Origin of the sequence: Amycolatopsis sp. lyj-84, from assembly GCF_046549075.1 — a bacterium.
Taxonomy (GTDB): domain Bacteria; phylum Actinomycetota; class Actinomycetes; order Mycobacteriales; family Pseudonocardiaceae; genus Amycolatopsis.
The window spans coordinates 106,297-123,897 of sequence record NZ_JAJPWO010000003.1; the positions used below are offsets into that span (position 1 = coordinate 106,297).

The 17,601-nt window shown below is 69.4% G+C and carries 15 protein-coding genes; 6 read left to right on the forward strand and 9 right to left on the reverse strand.

The genetic code is table 11. The features are described from left to right. Positions 1–2: 2 nt before the first annotated feature. Positions 3–1,277, reverse strand: a complete 1,275-nt coding sequence (locus ACLJRM_RS10600) for a tannase/feruloyl esterase family alpha/beta hydrolase (protein ID WP_410662916.1) — start codon at positions 1,275–1,277, stop codon at positions 3–5. Between the two features lie 115 nt (positions 1,278–1,392). Here ACLJRM_RS10600 and ACLJRM_RS10605 point away from each other — a divergent pair, with 115 nt between their 5' ends. Beyond that, complete coding sequence (locus tag ACLJRM_RS10605; RefSeq protein ID WP_410662917.1) at positions 1,393–2,250, forward strand: alpha/beta hydrolase family esterase; 858 nt, start codon at positions 1,393–1,395, stop codon at positions 2,248–2,250. On the opposite strand, the gene ACLJRM_RS10610 is transcribed toward ACLJRM_RS10605, so the two are convergent. Continuing rightward, positions 2,227–2,532 carry an ArsR/SmtB family transcription factor gene (locus tag ACLJRM_RS10610; protein WP_101611120.1) on the reverse strand — a complete coding sequence of 102 codons (306 nt, stop codon included), beginning with the start codon at positions 2,530–2,532 and terminating at the stop codon, positions 2,227–2,229. The genes ACLJRM_RS10605 and ACLJRM_RS10610 overlap by 24 nt on opposite strands. 51 nt (positions 2,533–2,583) lie before the next feature. Between ACLJRM_RS10610 and ACLJRM_RS10615 the strand changes: the two genes are divergently transcribed. Then, entirely contained in the window at positions 2,584–3,753 is a 1,170-nt protein-coding gene (locus ACLJRM_RS10615; protein ID WP_410662918.1) for an MFS transporter, read from the forward strand. 97 nt (positions 3,754–3,850) lie between these two features. On the opposite strand, the gene ACLJRM_RS10620 is transcribed toward ACLJRM_RS10615, so the two are convergent. The 7 genes from ACLJRM_RS10620 to ACLJRM_RS10650 form a co-directional block, all read right to left on the reverse strand. Beyond that, positions 3,851–4,954, reverse strand: a complete 1,104-nt coding sequence (locus ACLJRM_RS10620; RefSeq protein ID WP_410662919.1) for a HoxN/HupN/NixA family nickel/cobalt transporter — start codon at positions 4,952–4,954, stop codon at positions 3,851–3,853. Positions 4,955–5,028: 74 nt separating this feature from the next. Continuing rightward, on the reverse strand, positions 5,029–5,958 hold the full coding sequence (locus ACLJRM_RS10625) for an N-acetylmuramic acid 6-phosphate etherase (protein WP_101611117.1): 930 nt from the start codon (positions 5,956–5,958) through the stop codon (positions 5,029–5,031). Positions 5,959–5,975: 17 nt separating this feature from the next. After that, a complete protein-coding gene (locus ACLJRM_RS10630; protein ID WP_233222922.1) occupies positions 5,976–6,947 on the reverse strand; it encodes a MurR/RpiR family transcriptional regulator in 972 nt (323 codons plus the stop codon). A gap of 237 nt (positions 6,948–7,184) precedes the next feature. Next, positions 7,185–8,960 carry a serine hydrolase gene (locus ACLJRM_RS10635; RefSeq protein WP_101611116.1) on the reverse strand — a complete coding sequence of 592 codons (1,776 nt, stop codon included), beginning with the start codon at positions 8,958–8,960 and terminating at the stop codon, positions 7,185–7,187. Between the two features lie 11 nt (positions 8,961–8,971). Next, on the reverse strand, positions 8,972–10,252 hold the full coding sequence (locus tag ACLJRM_RS10640; protein ID WP_410662920.1) for an exo-beta-N-acetylmuramidase NamZ domain-containing protein: 1,281 nt from the start codon (positions 10,250–10,252) through the stop codon (positions 8,972–8,974). Continuing rightward, positions 10,249–12,054, reverse strand: a complete 1,806-nt coding sequence (locus ACLJRM_RS10645) for a glycoside hydrolase family 3 protein (RefSeq protein WP_410662921.1) — start codon at positions 12,052–12,054, stop codon at positions 10,249–10,251. Before ACLJRM_RS10645 ends, ACLJRM_RS10640 begins: the two co-directional genes overlap by 4 nt. Positions 12,055–12,672: 618 nt before the next feature. After that, a complete protein-coding gene (locus ACLJRM_RS10650; protein WP_101611113.1) occupies positions 12,673–13,470 on the reverse strand; it encodes an HAD family hydrolase in 798 nt (265 codons plus the stop codon). Between the two features lie 596 nt (positions 13,471–14,066). Here ACLJRM_RS10650 and ssd point away from each other — a divergent pair. Genes ssd through ACLJRM_RS10670 form a run of 4 tightly spaced genes read left to right on the forward strand, consistent with a single transcriptional unit; the run spans position 14,067 to position 17,597 of the window. Continuing rightward, positions 14,067–15,140 (forward strand): septum site-determining protein Ssd, encoded by a 1,074-nt coding sequence (gene ssd, locus ACLJRM_RS10655; protein ID WP_410662922.1) that lies wholly within the window; start codon positions 14,067–14,069, stop codon positions 15,138–15,140. Then, positions 15,137–16,279, forward strand: a complete 1,143-nt coding sequence (locus ACLJRM_RS10660) for a TadA family conjugal transfer-associated ATPase (RefSeq protein WP_101611111.1) — start codon at positions 15,137–15,139, stop codon at positions 16,277–16,279. The genes ssd and ACLJRM_RS10660 overlap by 4 nt, the downstream gene beginning before the upstream one ends. Further along, entirely contained in the window at positions 16,276–17,016 is a 741-nt protein-coding gene (locus ACLJRM_RS10665; protein ID WP_410662923.1) for a type II secretion system F family protein, read from the forward strand. Before ACLJRM_RS10660 ends, ACLJRM_RS10665 begins: the two co-directional genes overlap by 4 nt. Next, on the forward strand, positions 17,010–17,597 hold the full coding sequence (locus ACLJRM_RS10670; protein ID WP_410662924.1) for a type II secretion system F family protein: 588 nt from the start codon (positions 17,010–17,012) through the stop codon (positions 17,595–17,597). The genes ACLJRM_RS10665 and ACLJRM_RS10670 overlap by 7 nt, the downstream gene beginning before the upstream one ends. The last annotated feature ends 4 nt before the right edge of the window (positions 17,598–17,601 follow it).

Below are 17,601 nucleotides of genomic sequence, written 5' to 3' on the forward strand. Positions count from 1 at the left end.
GATCAGTTTAGTGCGCAAGAGCTCGCGAGGTCGCCGCTCGCGCGCGGGATCGTCGCCGAGGACGGCGGGCGGACGCCGTCGAGCCAGCCTTCGAGCGCGGTGAACGCCGTCCGGAAGCACGGGCCGATCGGGCGCAGTTTGCCCGGATAGACGTCGTACAGTCCGTCGACGTGGTTGCCGTCCACGATGCGGTAGTAGCGCTGGAGCCCGGCGCGGCCCTGACCGGCGATCATCCGCTGGTAGACGTCGGAATCGCGGGTGATCGGCAGGAGCGTGTCGAGGGTGCCGTGGAGGGTGATCAGCGGTTTGCCGATCCGGCCGGTCAGCGAGATCCGTTCGACCGCGCGATGCACCGACGGCGGGCGAGCGGTGTAGTCGTAGTCGGTCCCGGTGAACGACGGGTCGAATTCGGCCTGGTAGATGCGCTGGGTCAGCCCCCAGTAGACGTCGTTGTGGTACTGCCAAAGGAATTCCGAGCCCGGCGCGAAACCGGCGTCGAGAATCCGCTGGTGTGCCTGGGCGGAACCGGCGACGTACGCGGGATAGGCCTTGATCGCGGGCGGGAGGAAGGTGAACAGGTTCGGGCCGTCCTCGTGCCAAAGTGTGCCCTCCCAGTCGATGCCGCCTTCGTAGAGCCACGGCCGGTTCTCGAGCTGCCAGCGGACGAGGTAGCCGCCGTTCGACATCCCGGCGGCGAGCGTGCGGCTCGGCAGGCGCCCGTAACGGTGGGCGACGGCGGCCTTCGCGGCGAGGGTCAGCTGCGTGACGCGCGAGTTCCACTCGGCGAGCGCGTCGCCGGGCCGCCGTCCGCCGGTGTGGAAGTCGGCGCCGGTGTTGCCCTTGTCGGTCGCGGCGAACGCGTACCCGGCGGCGAGGACCTGGTCGCCGATCGCGCGGTCGTTCGCGTACTGCCGTCGCACGCCGGGCGAACCCGAGACCACGAGACCGCCGTTCCAGCGATCGGGCAGCCGCAGCACGAACTGCGCGTCGTGGTTCCAGCCGTGCGTGGTGTTGGCCGTCGAGGTGTCCGGGAAGTAGCCGTCGATCTGGATCCCGGGAACGCCGTGGGGGACGGGGAACCCGGCCGAGGTCAGCCCGGCCCAGTCGGCCTGGACGGTGTGCCCGGTGGCCAGGGTGCCGGTGGTCGTCAGGTCGTCCAAACAGGACAGTTGTTGTTTCGCGGCCCCCGGAACGCGCACGTTCGCGCATCCGCTCGCCGCCGCTTCGGCGGGCGAGATCAGGGCCAGCATCATCGCGAGGACCAGAATGAGCCGCATCGGCCGACGGTAAACGCGTGCCTTTCGGATCGGTACCCGGCGCGACCACACAAAACGGGCCGTCGCTGTGGTGGTCGTCCACGTGGGAACCGGGCCGTGGCGGTTTTAGCCTGAAATGATGCGAAAACTCCTCATCGGCGCGGTGGTTTCGACATTGGTCCTTCTCTTCGCGACTCCGGCACAGGCGGCGGCGATCCGTCCCGTGACCGGGTTCGGGAGCAATCCCGGTGCGTTGCAGATGTTCGAGTACGTTCCCGACGGGCTGCCGTCCGGACGTCCGGCGGTGGTCGTGCTGCACGGCTGCACCCAGGACGCGGCCGGATATGCCCGTGGCTCCGGCTGGATCGGCCTCGCGGACAAGCTGCGGTTCAAACTCGTTCTGCCACAACAGGTTTCGGCGAACAACTTCAGCAAATGCTTCACCTGGTTCCAGGCGGGCGACATCAAGCGCGGGTTCGGGGAAGCCGAATCGATCGCGCAGATGGCGCGGTTCGCGGCCGGAAGCCGGACTTACGTGACCGGTCTGTCGGCGGGCGGGGCGATGACCTCGGTGATGCTGGCGGCGTATCCGGAACTTTTCGCGGGCGGTGGTGTCGTCGCGGGCCTGCCGTACGGCTGCGCGGCTTCGATGATCGACGCCTACTCGTGCATGAATCCCGGCAAGGATCTGACCCCGAAGCAGTGGGGTGACAAGGTGCGGGCCGCGGGCACGGGCGCGCGTTCCCCGGTCAGCGTCTGGCACGGGACCGCGGACTACACGGTCGCTTCGATGAATCTGCGTGAGCTTTCCGAGCAGTGGACGGACGTCGGCGCCACCGTCGACACGCACGCCGTCACCGGGATGGGGCACGGTCAGCCGATCGCGCCGGCGGCCGGTTGCGGGCAGGCGGGGCCGTATCTGCTGGACGTCGGCGTGTGCGCGGCGGCGGAACTCGCGGCGAAGTGGCGGTTAGGCGAGGACGGCGTCCAGTAGCCCGGGGAACCGCTCGTGGATGTCCTCGGTCCGTAGCTCGACCCAGCGGGTCCGGCCCTCGACGAAGGTGGTCGTGAGGCCGGCCTCGCGCAGGACCTTCCAGTGGTGGGAGAGCGTCGGCGCGCTGATCTCGACGTCGTACTCGGTGATGGCGCAGCTTCGCGGCGAAGGATTGCTTCGCAGGGCGCGGATCAGCTCCAGGCGCACGGGATCCGCGAGCGCCTGGAGCACCGGCACGATCTCGATTTCGCCGGTCGGCGGCTGCGGCAGCGTGCTGGTCACTTCGCTCCAACTGTTTGACAGTCATCGAATAGTCCGGCCACTATACCTCCCATGACGATTCGACGATCATCAAATGATCGGCTCGCCTTGGGGGCTCTGCTGGTACTCGCCGTCGGGACGTTCACCGTCGGCACCGACGGGTTCGTCTTGAACGGGCTGCTGCCCACCATCGCCGCCGACCTGCGTGTTTCCGAAGCCGCCGCAGGCCAGCTGACCACGGTCTTCGCCGTGACGTACGCGATTTCCTCGCCGCTCATCGCGGCGTTCACCGGACGGCTCGACCGGCGCTGGGTACTCGGTGCCGGGATGGTGCTGTTCACGATCGGCATGGCCGGGCAGGCGCTCGGCGAGTCCTTCGCCGTGGTCGCCATCGCCCGCGTGCTGGCCGCCCTCGGCGCCGCGGCGTTCCAGTCCAACGCGTATGTGCTCGCCGGCGCCCTGGCGTCGGACGAGCGACGTGGCCGCGCCTTGGCGACGGTCTCCGCCGGGATGAGCGTGTCGATGGTGGTCGGTGTGCCGATCGGGGTGCTGGCGGGCACCTGGTTCGGCTGGCGCGCGGTGATGTGGGGGATCGGCGCGGTGGCGGTGGTCGTGGCGCTGCTCGTGCCGTTGCTGCCCGGTGTCCGGATGCCGACGGTGTCCCTGCGCGACAGGCTCGCCGTCGTCGCGCGGCCGCCGATCGCGCGTGTGCTCGGCGTCAGCGTTCTCGGCACCGCGGCGGGCTTCGCGGCCTTCGTGTACCTGCCCGTTCTGGTCGCTCCGGTCGCCGCGGGCGCGATGATCTCGTGGCTGCTCATCGGTTTCGGGATCGGGCAGATCGCGGGCAACGCCTTCGCGGGCCGGGCCACCGACTCACTCGGGCCCGCACGCGTCCGCGCGATCTCGCTCGTCGGTACGGTCGTGACACTCGCGCTGGTGGACGTCGCCGTGCTGAGCCTGCCCGGCGCGCTGGTCCTCGCGCTCGCTTCGGGGATCTTCGGCGGGATGCTGATGGTGCCGCAGCAACACCGGCTGTTCTCGCTGGCGCCCGACGCGCCGACGGTCGCCTTGGGGCTCAACGGTTCCGCGATCTACGCCGGGGGCGCCCTCGGTGCCGCGCTGGGTGGCGTCGTCCTGTCGTCGGCGGGCGTCTGGTGGATCGGTCCCGTTGCCGCCTTCATCGCCCTGCTCGCCTTCGCGCTTTCGCTCCCTTCGCGCACGCGGGTGGCCCAGCCCGCCTGATCGAAAGTGGGAGCAAGGGACCTTTGCTATCGTTAGCGTGGGTACGCTAAGTAAGTGACAGCAAAGGTCCCTTGCTCTCTTCCCGCAGGTCAGAGGGCTACTTGACCGGGATCCTGGTCGACCAACGCTCCTCGATACGCGCGAAGCGCCACACGAAGAGCGCGAGGGCCCAAGTGAGCACGAAGAGCGCTACGACCGCGTAGCCGACGTAGTCCAGGCTCAGGGACCCGATCGCCGCGAGCGGTCCGGTCGTGATGCCCAGCCGCTCGGTGAGGATCGAGATCAGCTCGATCGTCCCGATGAGCAGCGCGACCGCGACGGAAAGCGCTGTCACGGTGAGGTTGTAGTAGATCTTCCGCACCGGCTTCGCGAAGGCCCAGCCGTACGCGAAGTTCATGAAGCAACCGTCGGCGGTGTCGAACAGCGTCATCCCCGCGGCGAACAGGATCGGCAGCACCAGGATCGCGTACCAGGGCAGGGAGAACGCGGCCGCGCCGCCGGCGAGTACCAGCAGGCTGATCTCGGTCGCGGTGTCGAAGCCGAGGCCGAACAGCACGCCGATCGGGTAGATGTGCCACGGCTTGCGCACCGCCTTGGTGGCGCCGCGCAGCAGTCGGTTCATGAAGCCGCGGTTGTCGAGTTGCCGTTCCAGCGCCGCTTCGTCGAACTCGCCCCGCCGCATGCGCCGGAACACCTTCACGATGCCGACCAGTACGACCAGGTTCATGATCCCGATGAGGTACAGGAACACCGCCGAAACGGACGTCCCGATCAGCCCGGTCGCCTCGTGCAACGCCGACGAGTCGTCCTCGACGGCGCCGGCGAGTGCGCGGACGCCGAGCGACAACAGCAGGCACAGGACGAAAACGATCGTCGAATGGCCGAGGGAGAACCAGAAGCCGACCGAAAGCGGCCGTTGCCCGTCGGCCATCAGCTTGCGGGTGGTGTTGTCGATCGCGGCGATGTGGTCCGCGTCGAAAGCGTGCCGCATCCCGAGCACGAAGGCGGTGACGCCGAGGCCGATCCCGAACACGCCCGTGGCGCCGAGCTCGTACTGGCGCGGCGCCACGAAAAGCGTCAGGACCCCCCAGCCCACGACGTTGAGCAGCAGGATGAACCCGGCCATCCCGGCGACGGACACCCGTTCGCGTCGCGTGAGCGCGAGGCGTCGGGATGAACGGGGCTGTCCGCCGGTGCTCATGACCACCCGACCTCTCAGTCGCGAATACCTGAGAGCCTAAGCAGATGAGCAGGTGATGGGCAATCAGTGATTTTTCAGCTCGCGCGCACCCGCAGGGAGTCGAGAGCCTTGCGTACGTGGCCATCACTGTTCGCCAGCGCCTTCGCCGCGTTCGCGACGTCTTCGCCGGACAACAGATGGACCAGCGCGACCTTGAGGTCGCCGTCGGCCTCGGTGAGCGCGTCGGAGCAGTCCGCCATGCTCATCCCCGTGGCCTCGCGCAGGATCCTGATGGTCCTTCCGCGCAGCTTCGCGTTGGTCGCGCGCATGCTGACCATCAGGTTCGAGTAGGTCCGGCCGAGTTTGATCATCGTCGCGGTGGAAAACGCGGTGAGGATGATCTTCTGGGCCGTGCCCGCCTTCATCCGGGTCGACCCGGCGATCGCCTCGGGGCCGGTGTCCACGGCGATGAGGACATCGACACCCGGCGGCATCACCGCGGCCGGATTGCCCGAGACCAGCGCGGTCCGGGCACCGCGACGGCTGGCCGCGGCCAGCGCGCCGAGAACGTAGGGCGTCCGGCCGGAAGCCGTCAGCCCGAGCACGAAGTCGCCGGGTACGACGGTCTCGGCCACCTCGGCGGCTCCGGCCTTCACGTCGTCCTCGGCGTCTTCGACGGCTTGGCGCAGAGCGCGCGCGCCGCCCGCGTGATGCGCGATGAACCAGTCGGAGGGCACGTTGAACGTCGGCACGAGCTCCGCCGCGTCCAACGTCGCCAGCCTGCCGGAGGTACCGGCCCCGAAGTAGTGCACGCGGTGTCCCGACCGCAGCGCTTCCACGGCGAAGTCGACCGCTCGCGCCACCTGCGGCAGCACCGCGGCGACGGCTTCGGGGACCCGGCGGTCCTCGGCGTTGATCGCGCCGAGGATGCCCATGGTCGACATCAGGTCGATGTCGGTCGTCCGTGGATTGCGCTGTTCGGTTGGCGAATCGACGTGCACCACCTGGCGTGGGACGGTCATCATGCGCCTCACTTTTTCGCTCATTTGCCGGTTTCCCGCGGCCGTCGCCTGCCGTCGGGCCGAACGCCCAGCCGGTGCGAACCCACCGCGTCCCTGGTCGCGTCGAGCGCGTTGACCGACGCGTCCATGTGCCGCTGCGCGACACCGATGAACAGGCAGTCGATGACGGTCAGCTGCGCGATGCGACTGGCGGTCGCACCCGAGCGGAACGTCGTTTCCCGCGCGGCCGTGGTCAGCACGTGGTCGGAGACCTCGGTGATCGGCGAACGCGGGAAGTTCGTCACGGCGACGGTGATCGCGCCGTGCTCACGGGCCACACGCAGCGCCTCGACGGTGTCCGTGGTCGCGCCCGTGTGGGAGATGCCGATGGCGACGTCTCCGGGGCTCAGCACGGCGGCCGAGGTCAGCATGATGTGCGTGTCGGACCAGGCGAAGCTGACCCGGCCGATGCGGTGCAGCTTCTGCTGCAGATCCGCGGCCACGAACGCGCTCGCGCCGACGCCGTAGACGTCCACACGGCCCGCGCCCGCCAAAACGTCGATCACGCGCTGTAGCGACGGGACGTCGAGCTGGTCGGCGGTCTCCTCCACGGCACGAGCGTCCGCGAAGCTGACCTTGCCGATGACCGCGGCCAGGTCGTCTTCCGGCCCGATCTCGCCGCCGAGATTGCGGCTGGACCGCGCCTCGGACCGGGCGGTGTCGGCCGCCAAAGCGATCCTGAGCTGCGGATATCCACCGACGCCGACCGCCTTGCAGAAGCGCGTGACGGTGGTCTCGCTGGTGTTCGCCGCGAGCGCGACCTCGGTGATGCTGCGCCGCGCGACCGTCGCCGGGTCTTCGAGGACGACCTTCGCGACACGCTGTTCGGCCCGGGCGAGCCCGGGCAGCAGTGAGCGGATCCGGACCAGCGGGCTCGCGTCAGCGTCCCGTGTCGGCTGGGCCGGCACGGACTCGGACGGTGCGACCGCGATTACGGATTCGGTATCGCCCACCGTGGGAAAGTTACTAACCGTTGGCATCTGCGACAAGGCTACCCACACCCTTCGGGAAGATCGCAACCTATCCGTGTCTGCGGATTCGATTTGCGATTAATCGTTGACCAGAAAGTCGCTAACCAGGTCGAGGCCGTTAACGAGGTCGAGCTAACGACTTGGCAACTTAGTGTCGCGACGCAAGGGGCTGTGCCCCGGTCAACGGGGCGGTTCGGTCTGCGAAACGGAACCGCTCAACTACCTAGCGCTCAACTTCCATCCGGTAGCTGCAAAAGTAGGGGGATTATGCTCACTGTCCAGCAGTATCCGGCCGCGTTCAGTGACTTTCACACCGTCCAGGGAAATTCCGCGTCCCGTGTAACGGGCATCGGTCGTGTAACGCCACCGGAGGGTGATTTGTGAGCTTTGTGACACCTCGGCGGCGGCTCGCCACCAAGCCCGGTGTCCGTGCCCGCCGAGGCCGGTCAGGTCCCCCGCGGGAGCGCCTGGGCCGCTCGCACGCAGAGTAATCGTTTTCCAGGTGGTGCCACCGTCGGTACTTATTTCCAGGAAGAGCGAATCGGAGGGCCCTTCGGTGTCCACGAACGTGTCGAAGGAGACCTTCAGAGGGCCGCCACGGGTCCGCAACGGCGGGGTCGTGAGCGTGGCCGTGGAGACGTCCCCCGCGCCGCTGAACCACGCGTCACGGCCACGTACCGGGCGGACGGCCATCGCCTTCGCGAGAGAACTCGCCCACGCCTCCCTGGCGAGGTTGATCGAGCCCCAGTTCCGCGTCGGGTGCACGCGGTTGGTGAGCAGGATCGCGAACGACCTCGAGAGCGGGTCGATCACCAGCGAGGTCCCGGTGAACCCGGTGTGGCCGGCGGTCGAGGGCGCCGACAGCGCGCCCATGTACCAGGGCTGGTCGAGTTCGAAGCCGAGTCCGTGGGAGTTGTCGGGGAACTTCTGGTTGTAGTTCGTCAGCATCGATCGCACGGTTTCCGGCCGCAGGATCCGCTGACCGCGGTACGCGCCGCCGTTGAGGATCGTCTGCGCCAGCACGGCCATGTCGGAGGCCGTGGAGAACACGCCCGCGTGCCCGGCGACGCCACCCAGCGACCAGGCGTTCTCATCGTGGACCTGCCCGCGTACGAGGCCCCGAGGCGGCTTCACCGCGTACTCGGTCGCCGCGACCCTGGCCAGTTTCGACGCCGGCGGGTTGTATCCGGTGTCGGCGAGGCCGAGCGGAGTCGCGATGCGGTCCTGGACCACCTTGTCCAACGGTGCCCCGGCCAGCTTCTCGACCAGGAGGCCGAGCGTCAGCAGGTTGATGTCGGAGTAGAGGTACGTACTGCCCGGCGGGTTCTTCAGCGGGCTGTCGAGGATGGCCTTCCGGCGCGACGGGATGTCCGGATAGCCCTCCCACAGCGACGGGAGCGGTGTCGCGGCGAAGCCCGAAACATGGGTGAGCAGCTGCTGGACGGTGACGGCTTCCTTGCCGTTCACCCCGAACTCCGGCAGGTACCGCGCCACCGGCGCCGAGATGTCCAGCTTGCCCGTCTCGGCCAGCTGCATCACCGCGATGGAGGTGAACAGCTTCGAGATCGACGCCATGTCGAAGATGGTGTCCGCGCGCATCGGCATCTGCTGCTCCGGCGGCAGTTCCGTGCCGTTCGCGTCGGCGTAGCGGACGGCACCGCCGACGGCCTGGCGCTCGACGACGACGCCGTCGTGCGCGAGCAGGCCGACAGCGCCGGAGAAGTGCGGATGCCCGGTGGCGTCCGGTTTCGTCCAGCTGTCGATGAACCGCTCGGCCGCTTTGATCGGCTCCGGGTCGAGGCCGACGTCGCCGGGCGCGCCGTCACGGAGCACGGTGGACGCCGGCGCGAAGCCCTCGCGAGGCTTGTCGAACCGGCCCGCCACGCGGTCTCGCTGTTGTTCCGAACCCGGAATCGCCTGTGCTCCCGCCGTCGACAGCGTGGTCGCCGCGACCAGGACGGAAACGGTCGCGATCAGGATCTTCCTAGCACGCAAGGTCGTTCCCCTCAGCGATAGATGAGATGGCGACGGCGTTTCCGGTCGAACTCGGCGAGCTCGGCCTGCCAGGAGCCGACGATCTCGTCCACTCCGGCGCCCTTGTCGATCATCGTGCGCAGCCTGTCGGAGCCCGAGAGCTTGTCGAGGAAGTTGTCGGGTCGCCACTTGAACTTGTCCGGGTGCACCTGCTTCGCGGTGACGAACATGGTGACCGCGGTGCGGATGGCGTCGAACGCCCGCGGATCCGTGATCGTCACCTGCACGCCGCCGCAAGGCTCGTTGACGAACTTGCCGAACGTCGGCACGAAGTACGCCTCACGGAACTTCACCCCGGGAAGCCGCAGTTCGCCGAGCTTCTCGCGCCAGCGCCAATCGAGGCCCGGCGCGCCGATGATCTCGAACGGCCTGGTGGTGCCGCGGCCTTCGGAGAACACGGTGCCCTCGAACATCCCTGTGCCGGGATAGACGAGCGCCGTGTCCGGCGTCGGCATGTTCGGGCTCGGCGGGACCCAGGTCAGCCCGGTGCGCTCGAAGAGCTGATCACGCCGCCAGTCACGTACTTCGACGATCTCGAGCCTGCCAGGGGTGACCCCTTCGGCGGGCAGGAACTCGGCGGCGAAGTACCGCGCGAGTTCCCCGACGGTCATGCCGTGCTGCTGCACGATCGGCTTCCGCCCGATGCCCGACGCGTACGCCGGGTCCAGCATCGGCCCGGCGGCCTTGCCGCCCAGCGGGTTCGGCCGGTCCAGCACGACCACCGCCGCGCCGACCTTCGCCGCCGCGACCATCGCCGTGTACAGCGACCAGATGTAGGTGTAGAACCGCGCGCCGACGTCGGCGATGTCGAAGACGACCGTGTCGACGCCTGCCTTCGTGAACATCCCGGCGAGCTTCGTCGCGTCGGCGCCGTACGCGTCGTACACGGGGACGCCGGTGCGGGGATCGGTGTAGTCGCCCTCGGAGCCGCCCGCCTGCGCGCTGCCGCGGAAGCCGTGTTCCGGCCCGAACGCGGCGAGCGGGCGGACACCGGCGGCGACCATCGAATCGACGATGTGGTCGCCGCTCGCCAGGACGCCCGTCGGGTTCGACAGGACGCCGAGCTTGCGGCCGGACAGCGGCGCCCAGCCACGGGCGGCGAGCACGTCCGCTCCGGTGCGGGTGAGCGAGGGACCTTTGCTCTCGCTTTCCGCCGTGACCTCGGGCCCTGCCTGCGCGACCGAGGATCCGGCCGTCAGCGCGGGGACCGCGAGCGCCCCGGCGGCGAGGAGGTGGCGGCGATTGAGCGTCACCAGGTCAGCCCGTGGCCGAAGGGGTACTTCACCGTGCCCACGTCCTTGCCCGCGGGGACGTCCACCGGCAGCTTGCCCTGCGGCTTCACCTTCCCGAGGATCACCTTCGCCAGCGCCTCGACCGACGGCGTGATGTAGCCGTACGTCGCGAGCCAGGTCTTGACCGGGTTCTCGTAGCCGGCGTCGTAGGGGATCTGCGCGGCGACCGCGACGACGGGCTTCCCGGTGTCCGTCAGGGCCTGCAACAGCTTGCCCTGCAACGGATACGTGCCGACGTTGTTGGTCAGCACCACGACGAGGTCGACGTTCTTCGCGGCCGCGACGGCCTGGGCGATCTGCGCGTCGGTCGGGGTCTGGCCGGTCTGCAGCGCGGTCGCCTGCGTTCCGTGCGCGGTGAGTTTCGAGGCCAGCGCGGTCGTCGTGCTCACACCCCAGCCGGTCACGAGCGTCTTCGCGGGCTGCCGCTCGAGCGGAAGGACACCGCCGTCGTTGCGGATAGCGGTGACCGACCGGTCGGCGATGCCCTGCGCGGTCGCGAGGTTGGCCGGGATGCCGACCTTCGAAGCGACCTTGGCCGGGTCGACGAACGGCGAGGTCAGGATGCCCCGGTTCAGTTTGAGCTTGAGCACCCGCAGGACGCTCTCGTCGATGCGCCGCTCGGTCAGTTCACCCTTGCGGACCGCGTCGAGCACCGAGTTGATCGCGAGGTCGAGGTTCACCGGCATGAGCAGCTGGTCGATGCCGGCCTTGAGCGCCAGCACCGGGATTTCGGCGTCGGTGTGCATCTCGCGCACGGCGTCCATCGAGAGCGAGTCCGTGATGACGACGCCGCGATAGCCCAGCTCGCCGCGCAGTTTGCCGGTGAGGATCGGCTTCGACAGCGTGGCGGGCTCACCCGACGGGTCGAGGCTGGGGAACTGGATGTGCGCGCTCATGATCGAGTCGATGCCGGCCTTGATGGCGGCCTTGAACGGCGGCACGTCGGTCTCACGCCAGCTGGCTTCGGTCCGGTCGATCCTGGGCAGTTCCAGGTGACTGTCCGTGGCCGCGTCACCGTGGCCGGGGAAGTGCTTCGCGGCGGCGGACACCGTCTCGGAGCGACGTCCGGAGTCCTGGAAGCCCTTGACCTGGGCCCCGACGAACTGGCTCGCCAGCTCCGGGCGGCCGGAGAAGGAACGGACGCCGATCACCGGGTTCGCCGGGTTCGAGTTCACGTCGGCGTCGGGAGCGAAGTCCTGGTTGATGCCGACGGCGCGCAGTTCGTGCCCGAGGATCCGGGCGGCGTCCTGCGCGGCCTTGGGGTCGCGGCCCGCCGAGATCGCCATCGCGTTCGGCAGTTCGGTGGCGGGGGCACCCATGCGGGTGACCGTGCCGCCCTCCTGGTCGGTCGCGATCTGCAGCGGGATGTGCGCGCCGCTGCGGATGGCGGCCCGCTGGAGCCCGTTCGACAGCTTGGCCACCTGCACCGGGTCGTCGAAGTTGTCCCGGCTGTCGTTGTTGAAGTAGATGACGCCGCCCAGGTGGTACTTCTCGATCACCTGCGCGGGGGTGTCCACGCCGAAGTCGGCCTTGTTCTTGGCGTTGACCTCGTCGGCGGACTTGCCGTTCACCCACGTGACGAACAGCTGGCCGACCTTCTGCTCCAGAGTCAGCCCGCGCAGCGTCCGCTGGGCCTCCGCGTCGGCGGTCACCGGCTGCGCGGCGGCCGGGACGCCCGCGATCGCGAGGGTGAGCAGACCCGCGAGGGGCACGGCGAGCGCATGGATCCTCCGATGACGGGCGTGCGCGGTTCGGGTCGTCACCTCAAGCCTCCCAGATTCGTGCCTGACTCTCAGATGGAAAGAAGTCCACCTGGAAGCACTGATATCCGGAAGCTACCCACGAGCACTTTGCTTGTCCATCGGCCACCCGCACGAACGGTCCGTTCATACACAAAGGGACGCGAAGGGGCCTGTCACGCTTGAAAACAAGGCGTCATCGATGCGTGACCGGGCCGGTCACGACGGGAAAGGCGGGCAAAACACTGGCGGCGCCCGTCGGCCTGAGCCGGCGGGCGCCGCCAATCAGTGCGAACGACTCGGGCGACCAAGCGTGCAACTCTGGTCGTACCTTCATGGACTCGGCGTCCGGCGTCCCGGTACGCAGTCCCTAGACGACGAGCCTCCCGCGGCGCGCTGCGCGTGGGTACCCGGTGTCCGCACACGGAGATTCGCCGGGGTGGAACAGGCTTCTCTTCTACCTGTTCCCTGGCCGACCGAACGTCCGCACCTTCTTTCTACGCCGTGAGCCGGGTCACTTCAAGTGCGCAGACGGGTGCACCGGTACAGAGGCTCGATCTAGTGACACGGGCACCCTCCGCGACGGACAATTCGCCGCTCTGTCTGCGAAAACCGGTTCCGTACCGCTGACCGGGTGCGGGCTCAGCGGGTGCGTTTGCGCCGGTTGTAGCCGTACCAGGTGGCACCCGCGGCGACGGCGCCGAGCGCGACCAGGCCCGCCGACCTGGCCGGGATCCTGGTCCGCAGTGACATCGGGTGATCGAACGCGAGGATGTCCCAGCCCTGCTCGGTCGCGTGCTTGCGCAGGACGCGGTCGGGGTTGACCGCGTGCGGCCTTCCGACGACCTCGAGGAGCGGGATGTCGGTGCTCGAGTCGGTGTACGCGTGGCATTGGGTGAGGTCGTAGCCGTAAGTAGCCGCGAGCTCTTTCGCGGCGATGGCCTTGTTCTCGCCGTAGCAATAGAAATCGACTTCGCCCGAGTAGCGGCCGTCCACGATCTGCATCCGCGTGGCCACGCTGCGCGTCGCGCCGAGCATTTCGGCGACCGGGGCGACGACCTCTTCGCCGGTCGCCGACAGCACCACGACGTCGTGACCGTCCGCGAGATGCGAGGAGATCAGTTCCGCAGCCTCCGCGTAGACGAGCGGGTCGACGACGTCGTGCAGCGTTTCGCGGACGATCGCGGACACCTGCGCCACGTCCCATCCGGTGCACAGCGCGGAAACCTCGGCCCGCATCCGTTCGGTCTTCGCCGCGTCCGCGCCCGCGAGCGAGAAGACGAGCTGGGCGTACGCGCTGCGAAGCGCGGCTCGCCGGTTGATCAGGCCTTCGCGCAAAAGAGGCTTGCTGAAGGCCAGCGCGCTCGAAGACGCGATGATCGTCTTGTCGAGATCGAAGAACGCCGCGACCGGGCTCGGTGTCGTGCTGGGGTGGGCCACTCGCCAAGGATAGGAGAGCCGGACGACGGCGCGCCCGTTGGTCGACCACGATCGGGATACGGCGGTGGAAAATTCACGACCGCACACCTGATCGGGCGCGTCGTGCCGTTATCGAATTGTGGGTGCCGCCGCCCACCGCAACGGGCCGGTATCGGAGTTACAGTGACATTGTCCGGTGTTGCACCGGACCCAGGTTCAGTCCGACCCCCCGGGGCTGAACCCCAGGCGGTCCCCGTCCCTCCCCCCTGGCGGGGACCGCCCTCTAACTTCCCGCCCCGCCAATGGTTCAGACCTTGTCGGCCGCGGAAAACCTCACCGTGACAAGGCCGAATCGGCCGATGTTCGTTACTTTTCTTTGCCCTCAACTCTTTTCGTGTTCGATTCGACCGGGAAACGGATCGGGCGCATTCGGTGTGGAAAAACCCGGGAGTGTGCCAGAAAGGCCCGACGGAAACGCGGGAAACCGGTTTTCGGCGGCGGAGTTGTCCACAACACCCCGGTTGTCCACAGGCGGAGGGGAATGGCGTTGTGCGGGACCGGGGCCGGGGGCGACCGTGGAGTCACAGCCCGAGTCCGACCGAATCCCCGGGGGAGTCATGATCGAGGAACATCCGCTCGTCGTCGCCGGAGACGACATCCTGCTCGACGAGATCTTGCGCGTGGCGGCCGCCGCGGGCTGCGAGGTCGAACGCGCGCCCGATCTGGACGCCGCTCGCGGGAGATGGGCACGCGCGCCGCTCGTGGTGCTCGACGAAGAAGCCGCGAGCGTGCCGAACCGCCTGCTGCGGCGGAACAAGGTCCTGCTCGTCTGCAAGGGCGCGCCGACACCGGTGACGTGGGAGCGCGCCTTCAACACCGGTTCGGAGAAGGTCCTTTCGCTGCCGGACGAGGAAGGCGACCTCATCGGCGCGTTCGCCGACGTGGTCGACGGGCCCGCTCGTGACGACGGCCTCGTCATCGGGATCATCGGCGGACGGGGTGGGGCCGGCGCCTCCGTATTGGCGGCCGCCGTCGCGTACCAGGCGGAGAAATCCGGGAGCGGCGGGCTGCTCGTCGACTGCGATCCGCTCGGCGGCGGAATCGACGTCCTCCTCGCCGCCGAACGCGATCGCGGGCCGCGCTGGCCGGAACTCGACCTCGGCGGCAGGGTGTCGATGACGGCGTTGAGCGAAGCCCTGCCGCGGAAAAGGTATGCGTCCGGATCACTGTCCTTTGTGTCCTATGGCAGGGAAGGACACGGCCCCGGGCCGGACGCGATCGAGGGCGTGTTGTGCGCCGGGAGGCGGGCGGGACGGACGGTCGTCTGCGATCTGCCGAGGTATTTCGGCACCGAAACGTCCACCGTCGTCGGGCTGGCCGATCTGGTCGTGGTCGTCGTCCCCGCGGAACTCCGTGCCTGTGCGGCGGCGAAACAGGTCCTCGCCAGGCTCGAACCCCACGCGAACCGGATCGGTGTCGCGGTCCGGGGTCCGTCGCCCGCAGGGCTGATCCCGCGAGAGATCGCCGACGCCGTGGGCCTCCCGCTCATCACGTCGATGGGCCGCGAACGTTCCCTGTCCACGGCCCTCGACCGCGGCGAGTTCGTCCCGAGACATCGCGGGCATCTGGCCACCGCGGCCACCGAAGTCCTCGCCGCCGCGCGCGGAAATCTGGCCGGTGCCTTGCGATGACCGACGATCTGGTCGAGCGGGTCCGGCGGCGGCTGGCCGGATCGGCCGTCCCGGCGGATCCGGTGAGCGTGGCGCGGGCGGTCCGCGCCGAAGCCGGTGGCGCGCTCGGTCAGGAAGCCGTCCTCGGGGCGGTCCGGCTGGCCCGCGACGAGTTCGTCGGCGCCGGCCCGCTCACTCCGCTTCTCGGGAAGCCCGGTATCACCGACGTTCTCGTCACCGCTCCGGACGAGGTCTGGGTCGATACCGGTGAAGGCCCGGAAAAGACCGACATCCGTTTCTCGGACGAGGAGGCCGTCCGCAGGCTGGCCCAGCGGCTCGCGCTCGCCGGCGGGCGGCGGCTGGACGACGCGCAACCGTTCGCGGACTGCTGGCTGCCGGGAGTGGGGCCGCAGGGCCGGATCCGGCTGCACGCGATCCTCCCGCCGATGGCGCCCGCCGGGACCTCCCTCTCGCTCCGCGTCCTGCGGCCCGCCACCCATGACCTCGCGGAGCTGCGTTCGCGCGGGGTGTTCGGCACCAGCGGCGCGGACCTGCTCGATTCGATCATCCGGCGGCGGCTCGCGTTCCTGGTCTCCGGTGGGACCGGGGCGGGGAAGACGACCTTGCTTTCCGCGCTGCTGGGCGCGGTTTCCCCGGCCGAACGCATCGTGTGCGTCGAGGACGCCGGCGAACTGCAACCGGACCACCCGCAGTTCGTCAGTCTGATCGCGCGCCCGGCCAACGTCGAGGGCACCGGGGAGATCGGGCTCGGTGAACTGGTGCGGCAGGCGTTGCGCATGCGCCCGGACCGCCTGGTCGTCGGCGAAGTGCGCGGCGGCGAGGTCTGCGCGTTGCTCAACGCGATGAACACCGGGCACGAGGGCGGAGCCTGCACGCTGCACGCCAATTCGCCGTCGGACGTCCCGGCGCGGATGGAGGCCCTGGCCGCGCTCGGCGGGTTGAAGCGGGACGCGCTGCACAGTCAGCTGACCGCCGCGGTGCGGGTGGTCCTGCACATGCGACGCCTGCCGAGCGGGATCCGGCGGCTGGACGAGGTCGGCGTGCTGCGGTCGTTGCGCGGCGAGGCCAAAGTCATCCCGATCTGGAGCAAGGGCCATTGGATCGGCGACGAGAGCCCGCTCGAGGAGATGGCGGCATGAGTCCTTGGTTCCTCCTCTCCTGCGGCGCCGGGCTGGCGTGCTGGCCGAGACCGACGGTGGGCACTCCGTTCGCCTGGCGCCTCCCTCAGGCCGCTCGCGCGGGCTGGTGGCCGCTGCCCGCGTTGCTCGTCTTGCCGGTTCTCGGGATCGGCTGGGCACTGGCGACGCTGGTGCTCACCGTTACCGTCCGCCAGGAGCACCGTCGGCGGGCACAGGCGAAGGCGGCGCTTGCCGAAGCCGAGCTCACCGCGTCCGTGTTGCGGACGATGGTCGGCGAACTCCGGGCGGGCGCCCATCCGGTGACGGCGGCCGAGGCCGTCGCGGAAGCGGTGCCCGCGGCGTCCGGGCGGCTGCGCGGCCTGATCGCGACCGCCCGGCTCGGTGGTGAGACGGCCGACCCGGACGCACCACCGGCCTTGGCGAACGCGTGGGCCCTCGCGAACCGGTTCGGCCTCCCGATGGCCGACGTCCTCGAAGCCGCACGGCGGGACGCCGAGGCGGAGATCGGATTCCGCCGTCGTCTCAAAGCCAAGATGGCCGGTCCCCGGGCGAGCGCCGCCGTACTCGCGGTCCTCCCGCTGGTGTGCCTGCTGCTCGGCGAGGCGATGGGCGCGGGCCCGGTCCGTGTCCTCACCGGGACGGGCACGGGCCAGTTGCTGCTCGTCGTGGGCAGTGGACTGATCTGGGCCGGTACGGCCTGGTGCCGGGCCCTCACCGGACGGGTGGCGCCGTGCTGACCGGGGCGGCGTTGAGCCTGCTGGGCGGTGCCGTCTTCTGCTGGCCACGCGTCAGACCTGGGGTCGTCGCGCGGCCGGGCCGTCTCCACAAGTGGCTTCGGGAACGGCCGGTCCGGGACAGAAGTGTCTCCGGTGTCTCCGAACTCCTCCGATCCGCGGCCACCCTCGACCTCTTGGCCGCCTGCCTGGCGGGCGGGTTGCCGGTGTCCGTCGCGCTCGAGGCGGTCGGGCCCGCCGCGTCACCGAAGACCGCGGCGGCCCTGCGTTCGGTGGCGTCGCATCTCGCCGTGGGCGTCGGCCCGGCCGAAGCCTGGGCGCCGGTCCGGGACCGGCCCGGTCTGACCGAGCTGTCCGTCGCCGCCGTTCGCACGGCCAGGGCGGGCACCGCGCTCGCGGCTCACGCGAAGGACCTCGCGCGACGGCTGCGCGAATCGCTCTCCGCCGAAGCCGAGGAGCGCGCCGAACGGGCCGGAGTGCTGCTGGCCGCGCCGATCGGCCTCTGTTTCCTTCCCGCGTTCCTCTGCCTCGGTGTCCTGCCCGTCGTGCTCGGCCTGGCCGGTCGCCTCGACGGCCTCCTCTGATCGA

Coding starts and splice junctions, on each gene's coding strand:
- ACLJRM_RS10600 (WP_410662916.1), bottom strand. CDS start 1,277: ATGCGGCTCATTCTGGTCCTCGCGATGATGCTGGCCCTGATCTCGCCC.
- ACLJRM_RS10605 (WP_410662917.1), top strand. CDS start 1,393: ATGATGCGAAAACTCCTCATCGGCGCGGTGGTTTCGACATTGGTCCTT.
- ACLJRM_RS10615 (WP_410662918.1), top strand. CDS start 2,584: ATGACGATTCGACGATCATCAAATGATCGGCTCGCCTTGGGGGCTCTG.
- ACLJRM_RS10620 (WP_410662919.1), bottom strand. CDS start 4,954: ATGAGCACCGGCGGACAGCCCCGTTCATCCCGACGCCTCGCGCTCACG.
- ACLJRM_RS10625 (WP_101611117.1), bottom strand. CDS start 5,958: ATGATGACCGTCCCACGCCAGGTGGTGCACGTCGATTCGCCAACCGAA.
- ssd (WP_410662922.1), top strand. CDS start 14,067: ATGATCGAGGAACATCCGCTCGTCGTCGCCGGAGACGACATCCTGCTC.
- ACLJRM_RS10660 (WP_101611111.1), top strand. CDS start 15,137: ATGACCGACGATCTGGTCGAGCGGGTCCGGCGGCGGCTGGCCGGATCG.
- ACLJRM_RS10665 (WP_410662923.1), top strand. CDS start 16,276: ATGAGTCCTTGGTTCCTCCTCTCCTGCGGCGCCGGGCTGGCGTGCTGG.